This is a genomic window from Streptomyces sp. NPDC039465 (genome assembly GCF_055639315.1).
Genome location: NZ_JBVKAP010000002.1, coordinates 868,035 through 883,448 on the forward strand (window position 1 = coordinate 868,035; position 15,414 = coordinate 883,448).

Sequence of the window (15,414 nt, forward strand, 5' to 3'; positions counted from 1 at the left end):
TAACAGACAGAACATCGCAGGACGGCTCGGGCCGGGTCTCGGCCGCTGCCGTGGGATCCGTAGCTCTCATCTGCCATGCCCCAAGAATCAAACACAAGGCCGGGTTCGGCCAGTGTCGAGTCTGTCCGGAAACGCAAATCCTCTGCCAGACTTCGCGCCATGAGCCCATTCCAGAAAGTCGCGGCCTACGCCCGGCCGGGAACCGCCGCCTTCGGTCTGGGCGTTGTGGGGGAGATCTTTGCCGACCGCAGCGCCCGAGGACTGCCCGCGTTCAGCCTCAGCGTCTGTACGGATGAACCGGGATCGATACCGACCAATATCGGACTCTCCATGGACGTCGACAGCGGTCTCGACCGGCTGGCCGCGGCCGACCTGGTGATCCTGCTGCCCACGGACAACTACGGCACCGAGCCGTCCTCCGAGGTGCTGGACGCCGTACACGCCGCATACGGCCGGGGGGCGACCGTCGCGGCGTACTGCGTGGGGAGCTATCTGCTGGCGGCCACAGGCCTGCTCAACGGGCTGCGGGCGACCACCCACTGGCGCTACGCGGCGGAGTTCGCCCGCCGCTTCCCGGAGGTCAAGCTCCAGGAGGACGCGCTGTACGTGGACGAGGGAAGGATCCTCACGGGAGCCGGGGCGGCCGCGGGGATCGATCTCTGCCTGCATCTGCTGCGCCGCGAGTACGGCGCCCACGCGGCCAACGAGATCGCCCGGACGCTGGTGGTGGCGCCCCACCGGGAGGGCGACCAGGCGCAGTTCGTCTCCGCGCCCCTGCCGCAGCGCGAGGCGGATCGTTTCTCCTCGGTGATCCTCTGGGCCCGGGAGAATCTGCACCAGTCCATCAAGATCGACGAACTCGCCTCCCGCGCCCTGATGAGCCCGCGCACCTTCGCCCGGCGCTTCCAGGAGGCCATGGGGGCGAGCCCGCACGCCTGGCTGGTGAATCTGCGGCTCTCGCGGGCCGAGGAGCTCCTGGAGACGACCGATCTGCCGGTCGAGGAGGTCGCCCGGCAGGTCGGATACACCTCCGCCGCGGCGCTGCGCCACCAGTTCATGCAGCGCCGCGGCGTACCGCCCCGGTCCTACCGGCGGGCCTTCAGCAGACGGGCCCCGTCGGACGATTCCGGCCACCCGGGTCCGTCATCCGCCAGCCGGGCCCCGCCGCACAGGCCAGACAGGTCATGACCACCCCCCGCCGGAACCGATGTGCTCCGCCGCCGTACGGCTCGCGGCGAGCGCCGTCTTCGCCGCGCCGCCGCTGCCGCCGGTGAAGGTGAAAAGGCCGGGGTTGAGCGCGCGCAGCTTGAGACCGGCCGGCGTGCTGTAGCAGTCGGCCGCCGTGACCGTGGTGACCTTGACACTGCCGAGGTCGGACAGGTCGAGCCGGCTGCGCGCCACGGCGAGCACCCGGCCGGCCACGGCCGCGTCCACCTGAAGACCCGAAGGGTCCACGTCCCACCGGTCGGTGGGCAGCCCCAGCAGGGTCGCCCCGTCGGGCGTGCAGCGCCCGTAGAGCCCGGTGGTCTCGTCGACGAAGGTGCCAAGGCCCGGCACCCGGCCCGGGAAGAGGCTGTACTGGATCTGCTTGGTCCGCAGCCCCTGGTCGCCGAGACCGCTCGCGGCGAGCAGCCGCGGGGTCCACGCCCCGGCCGCGACCACGACGGCGTCGTAGTCGCGGAGCGCCCCGTCGGCCAGCCGGATCCCACGGTCCTCCGTCACGGCTGCCACCCGCTCGTGGCGGACCCGGACCGCCGGGCCGGTCAGGTCGACCAGGACCGCGTCGCGCAGCCGGCGCGGGGCGATGTAGCCGGCCGTCCGCTCCACCACACCGACCGTGTCGTCGGGCAGCCCCTGGAGGCCGAAGCCCGAGCGGAGCTCCTCGCGGCCGACCGTCCGTACGGATCCGGGCAGTTGCCGGTCGACCGTCTTGACCAGGTCCTCGGTCTCGGGGTGCGGGGGCAGTGCGTAGACGGCCCCGGTCTCGCGGTAGTCGGCCCACTGGCGCAGCCGGGAATCGCCCAGGAGTTCGGTGAGGCTGGCGCCGGCCGCCTCGGCCAGGTCGGCCTGGGTCTCGAAGCCCCGTACGAGCCCGCCCGACGCGTGGGTGGCGTCGTCCCAGAGGCCGTCCGGGGGGCCGGTGAAGAGGTCCACCGACAGCGCGTAGGGGGCGCGGACGAGCCGCCAGGTCAGCAGGGCCCCGGCGAGGCCGCCGCCGACGACCGCGATGCGGCCCGCGGCGTCGCGTGGCTCAGTCATGGTCCGGCCCGCCGTCCGTCGAGGCGGCGGCGGCCGCGGTCGGTTCGAGGGACAGGGTGGCCAGCGACGCCGCCTTGGTCAGGGTCTCCTCGCAGGCGGCGCGGGTTCCGCCCGCGGCGATCACATACGCGTAGCGGGTGAGGTAGCCCTTGGGGGGCAGCGCCAGCGCGGCGCCGGGGGCCACCATCGCCGTGCTCTCCAGGAGCCCCGGCACCTGGCTCACGTCGGGCACGCCGACCGCGGTGACCGTACCGTCGGCCGGCGGGTAGAGGAAGCGGACCCCGACCGTGCGCCGCTCGGTCGCCGTCCAGGAGGGGCGTACGCCCGTCGCCACGTCCACCGCGACCGCGCCCGGGGCGATGCCGGTGGCCAGCTTGCCGAGGTAGGGGATCCGGTCGCCGCCGAGGCGGGCGTTGACCTCGATGATCACCGGTCCGCGGGCGGTCAGCTTGACCTCGGTGTGGGTCATGCCGTGGCCGAGTCCCAGCTCGCGGTGGGCCGTCGCCAGGACGGAGAGCAGGCCGGCGTCGTCGAGCAGCGGGTCGGCGGCGTCCACCACATGCCCGGTCTCCTCGAAGTAGGGCGCGAGACCGACCTCCTTGTGGGCGACGAAGAGCGGGGTGTACTCGCCGTCGACGACCACGCCGTCGATGCTGATCTCGGGGCCGGTGACGCACTCCTCGACCAGGACGCCGCCCTCGTAGTCGGGGTTGCCGCCGTGGCTGGCGGCCTCGGTCATGGCGTAGGCGGCCTCGATCTCGCCTGGGCCGTCGACCCGGATGACGCCGATGCTGGCACCCATGCCGCGCGGTTTGAGGACGACCGGATAGCCGAACTCGTCGGCCGTGCGCAGCGCCTCGGCGGCGTCGGTGACGTACGCGAACCGCGGCTGGGGCACTCCGGCGGCGGTCAGGATGCGTCGGGAGCTGTGCTTGTTGCGGCAGTTGTCGGCCCCGCGCACGGTCAGACCGGGCAGGCCGAGCCGTTCGGCGATGTGCGCGGTGGCGACGACCAGCGTCTCGTCGTACGAGAACACGCCCGCCACCCGGTGTTCGGCGGCGACGGCCTCGGCCGCCCGCAGCAGCGCCTCCGGGTCGGGTACGAGGCGTTCCTCGTCGCGCAGCGGCACGGTCGTGGCGTCCTTCACATAGGGCGTCTGCCAGGTCGGGTCGGTGGCGTCGAGCAGCCAGACGGGGCGCCGCGCGGCCGCGTCGGCCAGCAGGTACTCCCGGTAGGCCTGCCCACCGCTGCCGACGACGAGCACGAGCCCGTCGTCCCGCTCCTTCGCCGTGGTGTCCGCCACTTCTCTCACCTCCACTGTCATCCCCTCGCAGAATTGGTCGGGACCCGTTCCTTGGCCGCGATGCGCGCGATGCGCGGTTCGGCGAGCCTTCGGTAGTCCGTGGTGGACAGCGCCACGGAGCGGTCGAGTCGGGCGGCGTTGAAATAGATCTCCTCGAGACCGAGGAGCTCCTCGTCGACGACGAGGTGGAGATCGGGGTGGAAGCTGAACGGCATGACCGTGCCGCTGACGCTTCCGGCGAGCCGTTCGGCCACCTCTTTGGTGGCGAAGGCGGTCCGGCCGCCGCCGGCGATCTCGCCGACGGCGGCGAGATCGACCTGGCGGTGGCCGGGGACGACCGCGAGGAGATAGCGGCCGACCCGTTTGGTGATGCCCACCCGCGCCACGATGCATTTGGCGGCCTGTTCCAGCGGGTGGCCGCGCAGTCGGCTCGCGAGGTCCGTGCGGCCCTCGGGCGGGTGGTCGATGAGGCGGTAGCGGGCCTGGTTCGCGTCCAGAAGGCTGATCAGTCTCTGGTACATCGCGGGCGCCTCACTCCTCCGGCCGGCTCTCGACGAAGTACCAGTCCTCGGGGCTGATGAGCCCGAAGGGGTTGACCGGGGTGACGCCGCGCAGGTCGTGGGCGACTTCGAGGAGCCGGAAGGGGAAGTTGGGCATCCAGATGACCGGTACCTGCTCGGCGATGTAGTCCTGGTAGGCGTAGAGCTCCGCCAGGTCGTCGCTGACGACCGTGCGGGCGATCAGCTCGTCCGCCTTCGGGTCGCTGTAGCTGCCGAAGTTGACCGGGGATCCGGTGGAGTAGAGCGCCTCGCCGGTGGGCAGGAAGCCCGGTCCGTAGCCCCAGCCGCCGTTCCAGTCGCTGAACTGCCACAGGCAGGGGCTGTCGGGGCCGGGTGTGCAGGTGGTGTCCTCCAGGACGAGCACGCTCGCCTCGACCTCGGTCAGCTCGATCTCGATGCCGGCCCGGGCCGCGTCGGCGGCGAACTTCTCCATCACCGCCGTGAGGGTGCGGTGCCCGGCCGCGTACCGCATGGAGAACCGCATCTGCGCGCCCTCGGGGATGTCCGCCCCCGCCTCGCCCGGGCCGGTGCCCGGACGTACGCACCGCGCCGGGGTGGTGCTGGTGTCCCAGCCGTTCTCGGTGAGCAGGGCGCGGGCCCGCTCGACGTCGAAGGGGTAGGGGTCCTTGCGGCGGGCCGGCGAGAGCAGCGGGCTTTCGGGCAGGGCCGGGACCGGGCCGGTCGTCGGGTAACCGTAGCCCTTGTAGACGTCGCGGATCGCGCCGTCCGAGTCGAGGCAGGACTGCAGGGCCTGGCGGAAGTAGAGCTGTTTGAAGATCTTTCCGGCGACCGTGGGGTTGTTGAAGTTGATTGGGAAGTAGTGGATTTTGTAGGTGAGTTGGGGCACGAGGCGGTAGCGGTCGCCCAGCGGGTTCGGGCCGCCGGTCATCGGGTCCTCGGCCGGTTCGCTGACCTCGTCGAAGGGCAGGAAGCCGATCTGGACGCCCTCCGGGGAGTCCGGGCCCTGGCGCAGCTTCTCGTACTGGTCGTCGTCCGAGGCGGTCGGCACCAGCCGGAAGGCGTCGAGGTGCGGCTTGTCGTCCCCCGAGTAGTGCTCGTTGGGCACGAGCACGGCCTCGCCCGCGGTGCCGTCGATGGTGTACGTGTGCAGCTTCCAGGGGCCGTTGACCACGCCCCACACGGGGCTGCTGTCCCAGGTCTTGCGCTCGTCGTTGCAGGCCCTGAGGTAGGCATAGACGGCGGAGGCCTGGGAGGGGTCGTGGGTGGCGTCGGCGGGGGTGTCGTCGGCCGTGCGGTCCCAGGCCTTCGGCAGCGGGGTGATGGTGGAGAACTGGTTCATCAGCACCCAGTTGTGCGAGTAGGCGCGGTCGAAGGTGAAGCTCACCTTGTCCTCCGCGACCTTCTCGTAGCGGACCAGGTTGTCCGGGAAGAAGCCCGGCGAGTAGCCGCCGAACCTGCTCTTCTCCGCCTCCAGCAGATGCATCCACAGCATCACGTTGTCGGCGTTGACCAGCTCGCCGTTGGACCAGCGGTACGGCTTGAGCGTGATCGTCGCCGTGCGGCCGTCCTCGTCCCACTGAGGCGGCAGCGCGAGACTGCGCTCGTGGTCGACGGTCGGGGAGCCGCCGCTGCCGTACCAGTACAACGGCCGGTACATCAGGGTCTGGAACTCGTGCAGATTGGCGATGCCGTAGTAGTCGCCGGGTGTGAACGGGAAGATGAAGACCGGGCTGAAGCCGTTGGTGCACGCCCAGGTGACCGTGCCGCCGCGGCGAGGGGTCTCGGTGCGGGTCATGCCGGGACCTCCTCCAGCTCCGAGATGCCGCTGTCGGCACGCTCCCCGTACCGCTCCCAGCGCTCGCTGAGCCGGATCCGCCCGTCGGGCAGGACCTCGGGGGTGCTCCAGCAGCGGCCGGCAATCACCTCACCGTCGGCCAGGACCATGGTGTACGTGAACTCCAGCGTGCCGTCGTCGGCCGCGTGCCCGGTCAGGGCGCCCTTCTTGACGTCTCCGCCGGCGAAGTCGGCCCACAGCAGGGAGCCTTCCTGGCGGTAGCGGGCGACGGGGGCGTCGTCGCCGTAGGCGGTGTTGCGAAATCGCCGGCCGTTGTAGTCGATCGTCATCGGCGTATCTCCAGAGTGCAGCACTTCACGGCACCACCGGCCTTCAGCAGTTCGGACATGTCCACGCCGTGCGGCTCGAAGCCGCGCTCGCGCAGTTCGCCGATCAGGTGGGTGGCGGCCTCCGGCAGGACGACGTGCAGACCGTCGCTGATGGCGTTGAGGCCGAAGACGTCGGCGTCGGCCTGGGTGGCCAGGATCGCGTCGGGGTACAGCTCGCTCAGGGTCTGCCGGCTCTCCTCGGAGAACGCGGCCGGGTTGTACATGACCAGGTCGTCGGTGAGGACGCTGAGCGCGGTGTCCAGGTGGTAGAAGCGCGGGTCGACCAGGGTCAGGCCGACGACCGGGCGGCCGAAGAAGGCGGCCAGCTCGTCGTGGGCGTCCGGGTCGCTGCGGAAGCCGGTGCCGGCCAGGATGCGCTCACCGGCGGCGAGGAAGTCGCCCTCGCCTTCGTTGACGTACTCCGGCGCGAGGACGTGCTCGTAGCCGGCCGCGGTGAACCACTTCTGGTAGGCGTCGGCCTCGGCGGCGCGCTCCTGGTGGCGGAACTTGGCCAGCAGCACCTTGCCGTCGACGACGGTGGCGCCGTTGGCGGAGAAGACCATGTCGGGCAGGCCCTCGACCGGGTCGATGAACGAGACCTGGTGGCCGAAGTCGACGTACAGGTCGCGGATGCGCTCCCACTGGGCGACGGCCAGCTGGTGGTCCATCGGCTTGGTGGGGTCCATCCAGGGATTGATGGAGTAGCTGACCTCGAAGTGGGTCGGACGGCACATCAGGTAGTGGCGCGCGGTCGCCTGACGCTGGGTGGTCTCAGACATGGATGTCGCTCATCTCTGTGTGGATGCGGTCGGCGAGGCGGGTCGCGCTGCCGAGTGCGTCGTCCAGGGAGGTCCCGGTGGTACCGAGGAAGCCCAGGATGCTGTTGCCGTGCGGGGGACGCTTGATGACGTCACCCGGACGTGCGGTGATCTTGAGGAAGAAGATGTCGGGCGAGGCGGCGACGTCCTCGGGGACGTGCACCGACTCGACCTTGCCGGCCGGGCTGATCAGGCACATGGCCGCGGTGTGGACCTCGGTCGGGGCGTAGTGCCCGACGTCGGGGCGCACGCCGGAGGCCACGTCCACCACGCAGCGGATCGGGTCGTGGCCGGCGCTGATGCGCGCCATGTGGTCGAGGCCTCCGCCGCCGGGGCGGATCGCGATCTCCAGGATGTACGGCCGGCCCTGGTGGAAGCGGACCTCGGCGTGCAGGACGGCCCGGCGCAGGCCCTGGGCGTGCGCGGCGGCCCTGACGACCTGCTGGACCTCGGCGAGCTGCTCCGCCGTCAGGGCGCTGGGCGCGTGGTGGACGTCGTCGTCGAAGGTGCCGCCCTCGACGGTGACCCGGTCGACGACGGAGCCGAGGTAGACCTCCTCGTCCCAGGCGAGCGCCTCGATGAGGTGCTCGTGCCCGTCGAGGTAGGACTCCACGAGCAGTCCGTGCGGGCCCAGTTCGAGACCGTCGGCCTCCATCAGGGCCCACGACATCGATTCGATGCCCTTGGCGGCGTCGGCGAAGCGGGTGCGCAGCTCCTCGGCGTCGTCGATCTTGAAGACGAAGTTGGAGGCGGCGCCCAGGGTCGGCTTCAGGATCAGCGGGTAGCCGAAGTCCTCCCCGGCGGCGAGCGCGGCCTCGACGTCCGGCACGTAGCGGAAGTCGGGGTGGGGTGCGCCGCCGCGGCGGTGGGCCTCGCGCATCAGGAGCTTGTTGCGGCTGGTGCGGGCGGCGTCGAGGCCGACGCCGGGCAGTGCGAGCGCTTCGGCGACCGCGGCCACCGCGACGACTCCGGACTCGGAGAAGGTGAGCACGCCGTCGAAGCCGGTCTCGGCGTGCCAGTCACGGGCCGCCGCGATCAGGTCGTCGATGTGCTGGGAGCCGGCGATGCGGTAGCGGTCGGCGGGCCAGAAGTCGTCGGTGCCGACGCCGTTGAGGACGTGGACCGTCGCGCCGAGTGCCTCGAGCTGCTGGTAGCGGGAGACGTAGTAGGTGGCGTTCTGGCGGGCTTCCAGGGCGAGCAGCTTCATGGGGCCGCCTCCTTCTCAGGCCGTGGTCTCGGCGACGGCCGGGGAACCGGCCGCCTCCGCCTTGCGGATACGTGCCTCGGTGCGGGTGAGCGAGGTGACGGTGACCAGGGCGATGACGGCGACCAGGCCGGACAGGACGTAGAAGCCGTAGCGCACGTCGGTCGCGTCGACGAGCAGGGAGATCAGCACGGTCGCGGTGGTACCGGCGGCCAGGCCGAAGGCGTTGGTGGCACCGAAGACGAAGCCGGTGCGCTCCTCGGGCGCGGCGGTCATCAGGGCCGTACGGGCCGAGATGCGGGCCATGCCGAAGGTGAGACCGGCCAGCGGGATGACGGCCATCATGATCCACAGGTGGGTGGTCTCCAGGACCAGGATCACGGCGAAGGCGAGGTAGCCGATGAGCGCGGCCTTGGTGACGGTGGAGCGGGCCGAGAACTTCTTGAAGGCGGCGGCCGCGAAGAGGGCGCCGATGCCGAACAGGGCGTCCACCACGCCGAGGATGCCGACGCTGCTGTTGAAGCCGTCGATGACCAGGACGAGCAGGATGCTGTTGCCGACGATGATGACGATGTTGCCGATGGCGTAGAGCAGGCCGAGACGGGCCAGCGGCGGGCGGACACCGGCCTTCTTCGCGGCGGCGGCGGAGGCTTCGGCGGCGGCCTTCTCCTCGGCGGTCTGCGGGGCGGTGGCCGGGCGGCGGCCGAGGGCGAACAGCATCGCGGCGGAGACCAGGAAGGTGGCGGCGTTGAAGTAGAAGAGCGAGTTGACGCCGATCCAGGCGATGACCCAGCCACCGATGGCGGCCGAGGCGAGCGTTCCGGCCTGGATCGCGATCTCGGCGTTGCCGTTGAACTGCGCGAGCCGGGACTCCGGGATCCGCTCCTTGATCAGGGCGTTGCTCGCGGGGAAGAACAGCGCGGCGGACAGGGCGAGGACGAAGCTCGCCACGTAGGAGACGGTGGTCGGCTCACCGTCCAGGTAAAGCCACAGCGGCAGGGCCACCGCGGCGGCGGCGCTGATCAGGTCGGAGATGAGCGCGAGCGTCCGGCGGTCGAAGCGGTCGGCGATCTTGCCGAACCAGAGCGAGAGCGCCACCTGCGGGATGGTCACGGCGATCATCAGCCAGCTGACCGCGAGCATCGTGCTCGCCTCGGTGAAGACCAGGTAGGCGGCGGCGGTCAGCTGGATGCCGTTGCCCAGGTTGGTGATGAAGGTCGCCGGGATGAGCAGCTTCTCGGCGCGGTTGGCGCGCGGTGCGGTGGGATTCTCGCCCAAAGCCTTGGTGCTGGACACGTTTCTCCTCGGATGGGTCATCAGGTGGGGGGACGGTGGTGCGGGCGCACCGGGGCGGGGGCCCTCGGGCGCCGGGCGGGCCGGCCGGGACGGGGCCCCGGACCGGTCGAGGCGGTCCGGGCCCGGCGCGGCGGTCAGGCCGTGGCGTCGGCCAGGGCGGCCGGGGCGTCGGCTCCGACGGTGGTGGACAGGGTCGGCAGGTGCAGCGCCGGTACCGATGTCGTGGTGGTGCAGCGGGCCGGGATCGTCAGGTCCACACCGGCTTCGGCGGCCCGGGCCGCGACGTCGGCGAGGATCGGCGCGGCGCACGCCAGCAGGGTCCGCACGGCGAGCGTCAGGTCGCCGAGCGCCGCTGGGGATCCGGCGTCGGTACGGTCGGCCTGCTGGAGCAGCCGGTCGGTGTGGACGACGATCAGGTCGGCCGCCCGGTGCAGGCTGAAGCTCTGCAGTTCGTAGTGCGCGCGGAACCGCTCGACGACGACGGCGGCTTCCTTCGCGCCGGTCTTGGAGACCGGCAGCGGCTCGTCGCGGGAGACGCCGTCGAGCAGCGTGGCCAGCCGGGCCGAGAGCCGGTTCCACGGCTCCACGAGCCGGGAGGTGACCAGGCCGTCGAGGGCGGCGCGGCTGAAGTTGGTGCGGGAGTGCTCCGGCGCGGTGAGTGCGAGGTAGAACTTGGCGAGGTCGCGCGGGACTTCGGCGACGAGGTCCCGGGCCCAGACGACATGGCCTTTACTGGTGGAGAACTTCTCGTTCTCCAGCTCGTAGAACTCGTTCGAGACGATGGCGTGCGGCTCGATGTAGCGCTCCCCGTGCGCCATCAGCAGGGCGAGGTGCGTCATTCCCCAGAAGTAGACGTTGTCGAAACCGAGGAAGTAGACGAGATCGATGCCGTGTTCGGCGAGCCAGTGCTCGTCGTACCGGTCGGTGTGCTCGCCCAGCTGCTCGGCGGCCCACCAGGTGCAGTACATCGAGGCGGCCATGCCCTCGGCCCAGGCGTTGAGGGTCTGGCCGGGGGTCTCGGGGAACGGCGCCTCGATGCCCCACGGGGTCGGGTAGGTGATCGGGAAGTCCGGCAGCGGCCGGGCGAGCGCCTCGCGGACCAGCTGCGCGGTGTGCGGGCGCAGCATGTGGCGGTGCTTGGCGTAGTAGTTGGCGAGCTGGACGCGGTACTCCTCCATGGGCAGCACCAGGATCTCCGCCTCGCGGTGGGTGACCTGGGCGTCAGGGTCGGTGGTGGAGCGCGGCCGCAGCAGCTCGTCGAAGTTGTTCGGGTGGCCGCAGGACTCGCACAGTCCGCCGCGGCTCTCCAGCAGGCAGACCGGGCAGTCGCCGGCGACGAGGCCCTCCATCAGGTATTCGCCGGTGGCCTCCACGTAGGGCAGCCGGACGGTCTTGAGCCTGAAGGCGCCGGCGGTGTGCAGGTCCGTGACGAAGTCCAGGACGGTCTGGCGGTAGCCCTTGTCGAAGGGGGCGAACCCGTCGACGGAGATCCCGGCCGCGTCCAGGGTGGTGCGGATCTGCTCCCAGGACGTCGCGGCCAGCTCCTCGGGGGTCGTACCGGCGCGCCGGGCGCTCGCCACGACGTAGGTCTGGCTGTCGTCGGTACCGCTGGTGTAGATGACCGGGCGGCCGGAGGCGCGCAGGTAGCGGGCGTAGACGTCGCCGGCGAGGAAGGGGCCGGCGAGGTGCCCGGTGTGCAGGTCGCCGTTGGGGGTCGGAGGCGGCGCGATGATGACGGTACGGCGCTGACTCCCGTCGGTCATGACGCTCTCTCCTCATGACGCGCGGCGAACTTCTGGGTCATCTCCAGGTCCCACCAGACGCTGTACATCTCGAAGTCCTCACCGGACTCGTTGATCACGCGGTGCTCGATGCCGGGCGGGAAGTGCACGATGTCGCCGGTGACGAACGGGGTGCGCTCGCCCTGGGACTCCAGGAACGCCTCGCCCTTGACCGCGATGAAGATCTCGTACTCGTGGTGGGCGTGCGGCGTCGAGGCGGTCCCGGGGCGGATCACACACCAGGAGCCCTCGAAGGGGGCGTTGAGCACGGGCCAGGGCACCAGGCGCTGGGCGTCCAGGCCGTTCTCGTGCTTCAGGTTCTGACGGTCTAGCCCGCGTAGCTCCATGCCGGAGCCTCCTCTTCGGTGTTCTCGCCCGCGTCCGCGGAGTGGGAAGGGGTCGCCGAGGTGGGGCGTACGCCCGCGCGGCGGCGGAGGATGTCGGTGGTGATCTCGCCCGAGCGGGCGGCCAGCACGCTGAGCAGCGAGTCGGCGATGCCGTGCGTGGACTCGTTGACACCCTGGAGGTAGCACAGCGCCGAGGTGGGGCCGGAGGCGCCCGTCTCCAGCAGGTAGTTGCGGTCCACGGTGAGGGAGTCCAGGCCGAGGGCCGCGCCGACACCGCGCACCATCGCCGGCATGTCCCGGACGAATCCGGTGCCGAGCAGGACCACGTCGCCGGCGAGTTCCTTCACGGACCCGTCGCGCCGGTCCGACAGGGTGAGCACGACCTCGTTCTCGTCGGAGCGGGCGGCCGTGATGTCGCAGAGGGTGACCATGTGCAGGCGCCGGGTGCCGTCCAGCTTCTCCAGGTACATCTGGCGGTACATGGAGTCGAGCAGCGACGGCGCGAGACCGGCGTAGTTGGAACGGTGCATCTCGGACAGCATCTGCGCCCGCGCCTCGGGCCGGGAGGCATGGAACTGGTCGATGAAGGACGGGTAGAAGAGCTCGTTGGTGAACTTGCTCCCGTCGTAGGTCGACAGACCGATCGAGCGCATCACCATCGTGCACTCGGCCTCGGGGTAGCGCTGGTACGCCGTCCACAGCATCTCGGCCGCGCTCTGGGCGCCGCCGACGACGATCACCCGCTTGGGGGCCAGCGCGTCGAGCTCGTCGGTGCGGGTGAGGAACTCGGTGCTGTGGATGTAGCGACCGGGGTCGACGTCCTTGAAGGCGTCGGGGATGTTCGCGTCACGTCCGGCGCCGATGACGAGGTAGCGGCAGGCGATCGTGGAGCCGTCGGCGAGGTGCACCAGCCAGCTGCCGGGCGTCCCGTCGGCGTCGAGCAGCGGCTCGACACTCACGGCCCGCCGGCCGTACTCGATGCGGACCTTCTCGAGGGACTCGGCGACCCAGCGCAGGTACTGGGATATCTCGCTGCGGTACGGGGTGAACGTACCGAGGTTGATGAAGTCGTCCAGCCGGCTCTGGTCGTGCAGGTAGTTGATGAACGAGTACTTGCTGACCGGGTTGCGCAGGGTCACCAGGTCCTTCAGGAAGGACACCTGGCTCTGGCTCCAGGGCAGCAGCATGCCCGGCTGCCAGACGATGCCGTCCTGCTGCTCGATGATGAGCGAGTCGCGTGCCAGACTCGCCGGAGCCATTTCCTCCAGTGCCACGGCCAGGGCGAGGTTGGCCGGGCCGGCACCGATGGCAAGCAGCTCGATATCTCTGTGGCTCAAGACATCTCCTCTGTGTGGAGAGCCGGCGGCAGAGCGTCCGCCGAAGAATGTGCCGTGAGCGTAAGAACCGCTGGTTGTAAGCCGGTTGTGGGTCGGTTACGCGGTGGTCGTGACCCGGGGATGGACCACCGGTGGCCTCCCGGCGGCCCGCGGCCGGAGGGGAAATGGCCGAAGATCGACCCCGCGCTGGGCGGGCGGTGGCCCGCCGATGGCCCGTGCTGCGACGATCCCTGCGGAGGCGATCACCATGACGCGTACACCCCCCGCACCGCTCACTGTGGAACGGGCGACGCCCGGCGACTGGGCCCAGGTCACCGCCTGGGCCGCGGACGAGGGCTGGAACCCCGGTCTGTCGGACGCGGAGTCCTTCTTCGCGCAGGACCCCGACGGCTTCTTCCTCGGCCGGATCGACGGAGAGCCGGTCTCCGCGGTCTCGGTCGTCAACTACACCGACACCTATGCCTTCCTGGGCTTCTACCTGGTCCGCCCGGACCTGCGGGGCCGCGGCCTGGGCCTGGCCACCTGGCGGGCCGCGCTGCGCCACGCCGGGGACCGTACGGTCGGCCTGGACGGGGTCCCCGCGCAGCAGGACAACTACCGCCGCTCGGGTTTCGAACTGGCCTACCGCACCACGCGGTACGTGGGCGCGGTCCCGGCCGCCCGGGCGGCGCCGGGTGTCGTCCCGGCGAAGGAGGCCGGTCTGGACGCCCTCGTCGCGTACGACAGCGTGTGCCACCCCGGCGAACGCCCCCGCTTCCTGGAGTCGTGGCTCACCGCCCCCGGGCACCGGGCGCTGGCCCGGATCTGCGGAGGGCGGCTGACGGGGTACGGGGTGATCCGCCCGGCCCGCGAGGAGGCCCGGGTGGGCCCGCTGTTCGCCGACACGGCGGACGACGCGGCGGCGCTCCTGGACGCGCTGGCGGCGGAGGCGGCCGTGTGGGGCGTGCCACGGATCGCGGTCGACGTGCCGGACCCCCACACGGCGGCGGTCCGCCTCGCCGCCTCCCGGGGCCTGGAGCCGTCGTTCGCGACGGCCCGGATGTACACGGGTCCGATCCGCCCGGTCGCCGCGGAGCGGGTGTTCGGGGTGACCACGCTCGAACTGGGGTGAGGGGCCGGGGCGGGGGGATGGGTGGGGCGGCGGAGGTGTGACGACGCCTTCTTGTTGGCAAACGCGGACGTCGATTTCCCTGGTCAGGGAGGTGTGACGCGGTGTAGTCGGCAAGCCTGACGCAGGCTTGTTGGCGAGCTGTCGTCACGGGCGGTGATGTCGGGACACTCGGGGACGTCTCGCTGGCGACCTGCCGCACCGGCTGTGGCGCGTTGTCCAGGTCGGTGGCGATGGCCGACGGTCCATGAAGAGGCCGATGAGCAGGTGGCGGGCGACTGCTCGCACACCGTCGGCGGTATTGGCCACGCGGAGCACGCGGATGCCACGTGCGCGGCGGCGGGTGTCGGCGATCCCTACGCGCCTCCCGTCCTGGCCGAAGCTCTCGATGGCGGGCCCGTACCTGCCGTGCTGCCCGGCAGCGCGGCGGGGGCCCCGAGAGCGGGCGGGCGCCGCCCGACCTCGCCAAGCTGCGACTCCTGCGGATATAGGACCGCCCGCACGGCACCCCCTTGCCCCGGCTTGGCGTCAGCTGGCCCTACTCCGATGGAGGGGCGTGCCGGGCCTCGCGAGGCCGGCACGCCCCTCCACTTCTTCGCTTCACCCACCCTTCCCGTGATACCCCCAGGGGGTATATGGTTGTGATGTGGTTCCGCGGGAGCGGGGTCACACTGGACAGGATTGGGGATGACGGTCATGGACCACAGCGCACACCACACCGACACCGCTCACGACCACGCCGCGCACCAGGCGGCCGGCGGCCACGATGCGCACATGCACGGGGGCGCGTCCTGGGGAACGGCGGCGAAGGCGACGCTCCACTGCCTGACCGGGTGCGCCATCGGCGAGATCCTCGGCATGGTCATCGGCACCGCCCTACTGTGGGGCAACGTGCCCACCATGGTCCTGGCGATCGCGCTGGCGTTCCTCTTCGGCTACTCCTTCACCCTCTTCGCGGTTATCAGGGCCGGCCTGAACTTCAAGTCCGCGATCAAGGTGGCGCTGGCCGCCGACACCGTCTCGATCGCGGTGATGGAGCTTGTCGACAACGGCATCATCGCCCTCACGCCGGGCGCGATGGACGCTCACCTGTCGGACGCGCTGTTCTGGACGGCGCTGCTGGGCGGCTTCGTCGTCGCCTTCTTCATCACGACCCCGGTGAACAAGTGGATGATCGGCCGCGGCAAGGGCCACGCTGTCGTCCACGCCTACCACTGACCCAGGCCACTCGACACCGCGCCCGGCCGCACCTTCACGGTGCGGCCGGGCGCGTTCGC

15 protein-coding genes and 1 pseudogene are annotated in these 15,414 nt (G+C 71.0%); 5 read left to right on the forward strand and 11 right to left on the reverse strand.

Annotation, left to right across the window (positions count from 1 at the left end; translation table 11 throughout):
* Positions 1-159: 159 nt before the first annotated feature.
* Positions 160-1,188 carry a GlxA family transcriptional regulator gene (locus ACZ7LT_RS10235; RefSeq protein ID WP_471235538.1) on the forward strand — a complete coding sequence of 343 codons (1,029 nt, stop codon included), beginning with the start codon at positions 160-162 and terminating at the stop codon, positions 1,186-1,188.
* On the opposite strand, the gene ACZ7LT_RS10240 is transcribed toward ACZ7LT_RS10235, so the two are convergent.
* From ACZ7LT_RS10240 to ACZ7LT_RS10290, 11 genes are all read right to left on the reverse strand, one after another.
* On the reverse strand, positions 1,183-2,259 hold the full coding sequence (locus ACZ7LT_RS10240) for an NAD(P)/FAD-dependent oxidoreductase (RefSeq protein ID WP_471235539.1): 1,077 nt from the start codon (positions 2,257-2,259) through the stop codon (positions 1,183-1,185). The two genes, ACZ7LT_RS10235 and ACZ7LT_RS10240, sit on opposite strands and share 6 nt — an antisense overlap.
* On the reverse strand, positions 2,252-3,562 hold the full coding sequence (locus tag ACZ7LT_RS10245) for an ATP-grasp domain-containing protein (RefSeq protein WP_471235540.1): 1,311 nt from the start codon (positions 3,560-3,562) through the stop codon (positions 2,252-2,254). Before ACZ7LT_RS10245 ends, ACZ7LT_RS10240 begins: the two co-directional genes overlap by 8 nt.
* A 17-nt stretch (positions 3,563-3,579) precedes the next feature.
* The gene (locus tag ACZ7LT_RS10250) at positions 3,580-4,083 is read right to left on the reverse strand and encodes a YbaK/EbsC family protein (RefSeq protein ID WP_471235541.1); all 504 of its coding nucleotides are present in this window, start codon (positions 4,081-4,083) and stop codon (positions 3,580-3,582) included.
* 10 nt (positions 4,084-4,093) lie between these two features.
* On the reverse strand, positions 4,094-5,878 hold the full coding sequence (locus tag ACZ7LT_RS10255; protein ID WP_471235542.1) for an ABC transporter substrate-binding protein: 1,785 nt from the start codon (positions 5,876-5,878) through the stop codon (positions 4,094-4,096).
* Positions 5,875-6,207, reverse strand: a complete 333-nt coding sequence (locus ACZ7LT_RS10260) for an avidin-fold protein (protein WP_471235543.1) — start codon at positions 6,205-6,207, stop codon at positions 5,875-5,877. Before ACZ7LT_RS10260 ends, ACZ7LT_RS10255 begins: the two co-directional genes overlap by 4 nt.
* A complete protein-coding gene (ddaH, locus tag ACZ7LT_RS10265; RefSeq protein WP_471235544.1) occupies positions 6,204-7,025 on the reverse strand; it encodes a dimethylargininase in 822 nt (273 codons plus the stop codon). Before ddaH ends, ACZ7LT_RS10260 begins: the two co-directional genes overlap by 4 nt.
* Positions 7,018-8,271: an ATP-grasp domain-containing protein gene (locus ACZ7LT_RS10270; RefSeq protein WP_471235545.1), complete on the reverse strand. Its 1,254-nt coding sequence runs from the start codon at positions 8,269-8,271 to the stop codon at positions 7,018-7,020. Before ACZ7LT_RS10270 ends, ddaH begins: the two co-directional genes overlap by 8 nt.
* Positions 8,272-8,286: 15 nt before the next feature.
* Complete coding sequence (locus ACZ7LT_RS10275; RefSeq protein ID WP_471235546.1) at positions 8,287-9,564, reverse strand: MFS transporter; 1,278 nt, start codon at positions 9,562-9,564, stop codon at positions 8,287-8,289.
* Positions 9,565-9,698: 134 nt separating this feature from the next.
* Positions 9,699-11,327 carry a class I tRNA ligase family protein gene (locus ACZ7LT_RS10280; RefSeq protein ID WP_471235547.1) on the reverse strand — a complete coding sequence of 543 codons (1,629 nt, stop codon included), beginning with the start codon at positions 11,325-11,327 and terminating at the stop codon, positions 9,699-9,701.
* A complete protein-coding gene (locus ACZ7LT_RS10285; RefSeq protein ID WP_471235548.1) occupies positions 11,324-11,692 on the reverse strand; it encodes a cupin domain-containing protein in 369 nt (122 codons plus the stop codon). The genes ACZ7LT_RS10280 and ACZ7LT_RS10285 overlap by 4 nt, the downstream gene beginning before the upstream one ends.
* Positions 11,674-13,029: a lysine N(6)-hydroxylase/L-ornithine N(5)-oxygenase family protein gene (locus ACZ7LT_RS10290; RefSeq protein ID WP_471235549.1), complete on the reverse strand. Its 1,356-nt coding sequence runs from the start codon at positions 13,027-13,029 to the stop codon at positions 11,674-11,676. Before ACZ7LT_RS10290 ends, ACZ7LT_RS10285 begins: the two co-directional genes overlap by 19 nt.
* A 247-nt stretch (positions 13,030-13,276) precedes the next feature.
* Here ACZ7LT_RS10290 and ACZ7LT_RS10295 point away from each other — a divergent pair, with 247 nt between their 5' ends.
* The 4 genes and pseudogenes from ACZ7LT_RS10295 (at position 13,277) to ACZ7LT_RS10310 (ending at position 15,355) form a co-directional block, all read left to right on the forward strand.
* On the forward strand, positions 13,277-14,140 hold the full coding sequence (locus tag ACZ7LT_RS10295; protein WP_471235550.1) for a GNAT family N-acetyltransferase: 864 nt from the start codon (positions 13,277-13,279) through the stop codon (positions 14,138-14,140).
* A 156-nt stretch (positions 14,141-14,296) separates the two neighbouring features.
* Positions 14,297-14,443, forward strand: a pseudogene (locus tag ACZ7LT_RS10300) (hypothetical protein); the annotation flags it as partial.
* Between the two features lie 23 nt (positions 14,444-14,466).
* On the forward strand, positions 14,467-14,628 hold the full coding sequence (locus ACZ7LT_RS10305; protein ID WP_471235551.1) for a DUF6153 family protein: 162 nt from the start codon (positions 14,467-14,469) through the stop codon (positions 14,626-14,628).
* Between the two features lie 205 nt (positions 14,629-14,833).
* Positions 14,834-15,355, forward strand: coding sequence for a DUF4396 domain-containing protein (locus ACZ7LT_RS10310; RefSeq protein WP_471235552.1), 522 nt, complete (start codon positions 14,834-14,836; stop codon positions 15,353-15,355).
* Positions 15,356-15,414: the final 59 nt, after the last annotated feature.

What these genes read in the sequence shown, in the direction of transcription:
- ACZ7LT_RS10285 (WP_471235548.1), bottom strand. Translation starts at nt 11,692, where the DNA reads ATGGAGCTACGCGGGCTAGACCGTCAGAACCTGAAGCACGAGAACGGC.
- ACZ7LT_RS10270 (WP_471235545.1), bottom strand. Translation starts at nt 8,271, where the DNA reads ATGAAGCTGCTCGCCCTGGAAGCCCGCCAGAACGCCACCTACTACGTC.
- ACZ7LT_RS10295 (WP_471235550.1), top strand. Translation starts at nt 13,277, where the DNA reads ATGACGCGTACACCCCCCGCACCGCTCACTGTGGAACGGGCGACGCCC.
- ACZ7LT_RS10235 (WP_471235538.1), top strand. Translation starts at nt 160, where the DNA reads ATGAGCCCATTCCAGAAAGTCGCGGCCTACGCCCGGCCGGGAACCGCC.
- ddaH (WP_471235544.1), bottom strand. Translation starts at nt 7,025, where the DNA reads ATGTCTGAGACCACCCAGCGTCAGGCGACCGCGCGCCACTACCTGATG.
- ACZ7LT_RS10255 (WP_471235542.1), bottom strand. Translation starts at nt 5,878, where the DNA reads ATGACCCGCACCGAGACCCCTCGCCGCGGCGGCACGGTCACCTGGGCG.
- ACZ7LT_RS10240 (WP_471235539.1), bottom strand. Translation starts at nt 2,259, where the DNA reads ATGACTGAGCCACGCGACGCCGCGGGCCGCATCGCGGTCGTCGGCGGC.
- ACZ7LT_RS10250 (WP_471235541.1), bottom strand. Translation starts at nt 4,083, where the DNA reads ATGTACCAGAGACTGATCAGCCTTCTGGACGCGAACCAGGCCCGCTAC.
- ACZ7LT_RS10310 (WP_471235552.1), top strand. Translation starts at nt 14,834, where the DNA reads ATGGACCACAGCGCACACCACACCGACACCGCTCACGACCACGCCGCG.
- ACZ7LT_RS10280 (WP_471235547.1), bottom strand. Translation starts at nt 11,327, where the DNA reads ATGACCGACGGGAGTCAGCGCCGTACCGTCATCATCGCGCCGCCTCCG.
- ACZ7LT_RS10260 (WP_471235543.1), bottom strand. Translation starts at nt 6,207, where the DNA reads ATGACGATCGACTACAACGGCCGGCGATTTCGCAACACCGCCTACGGC.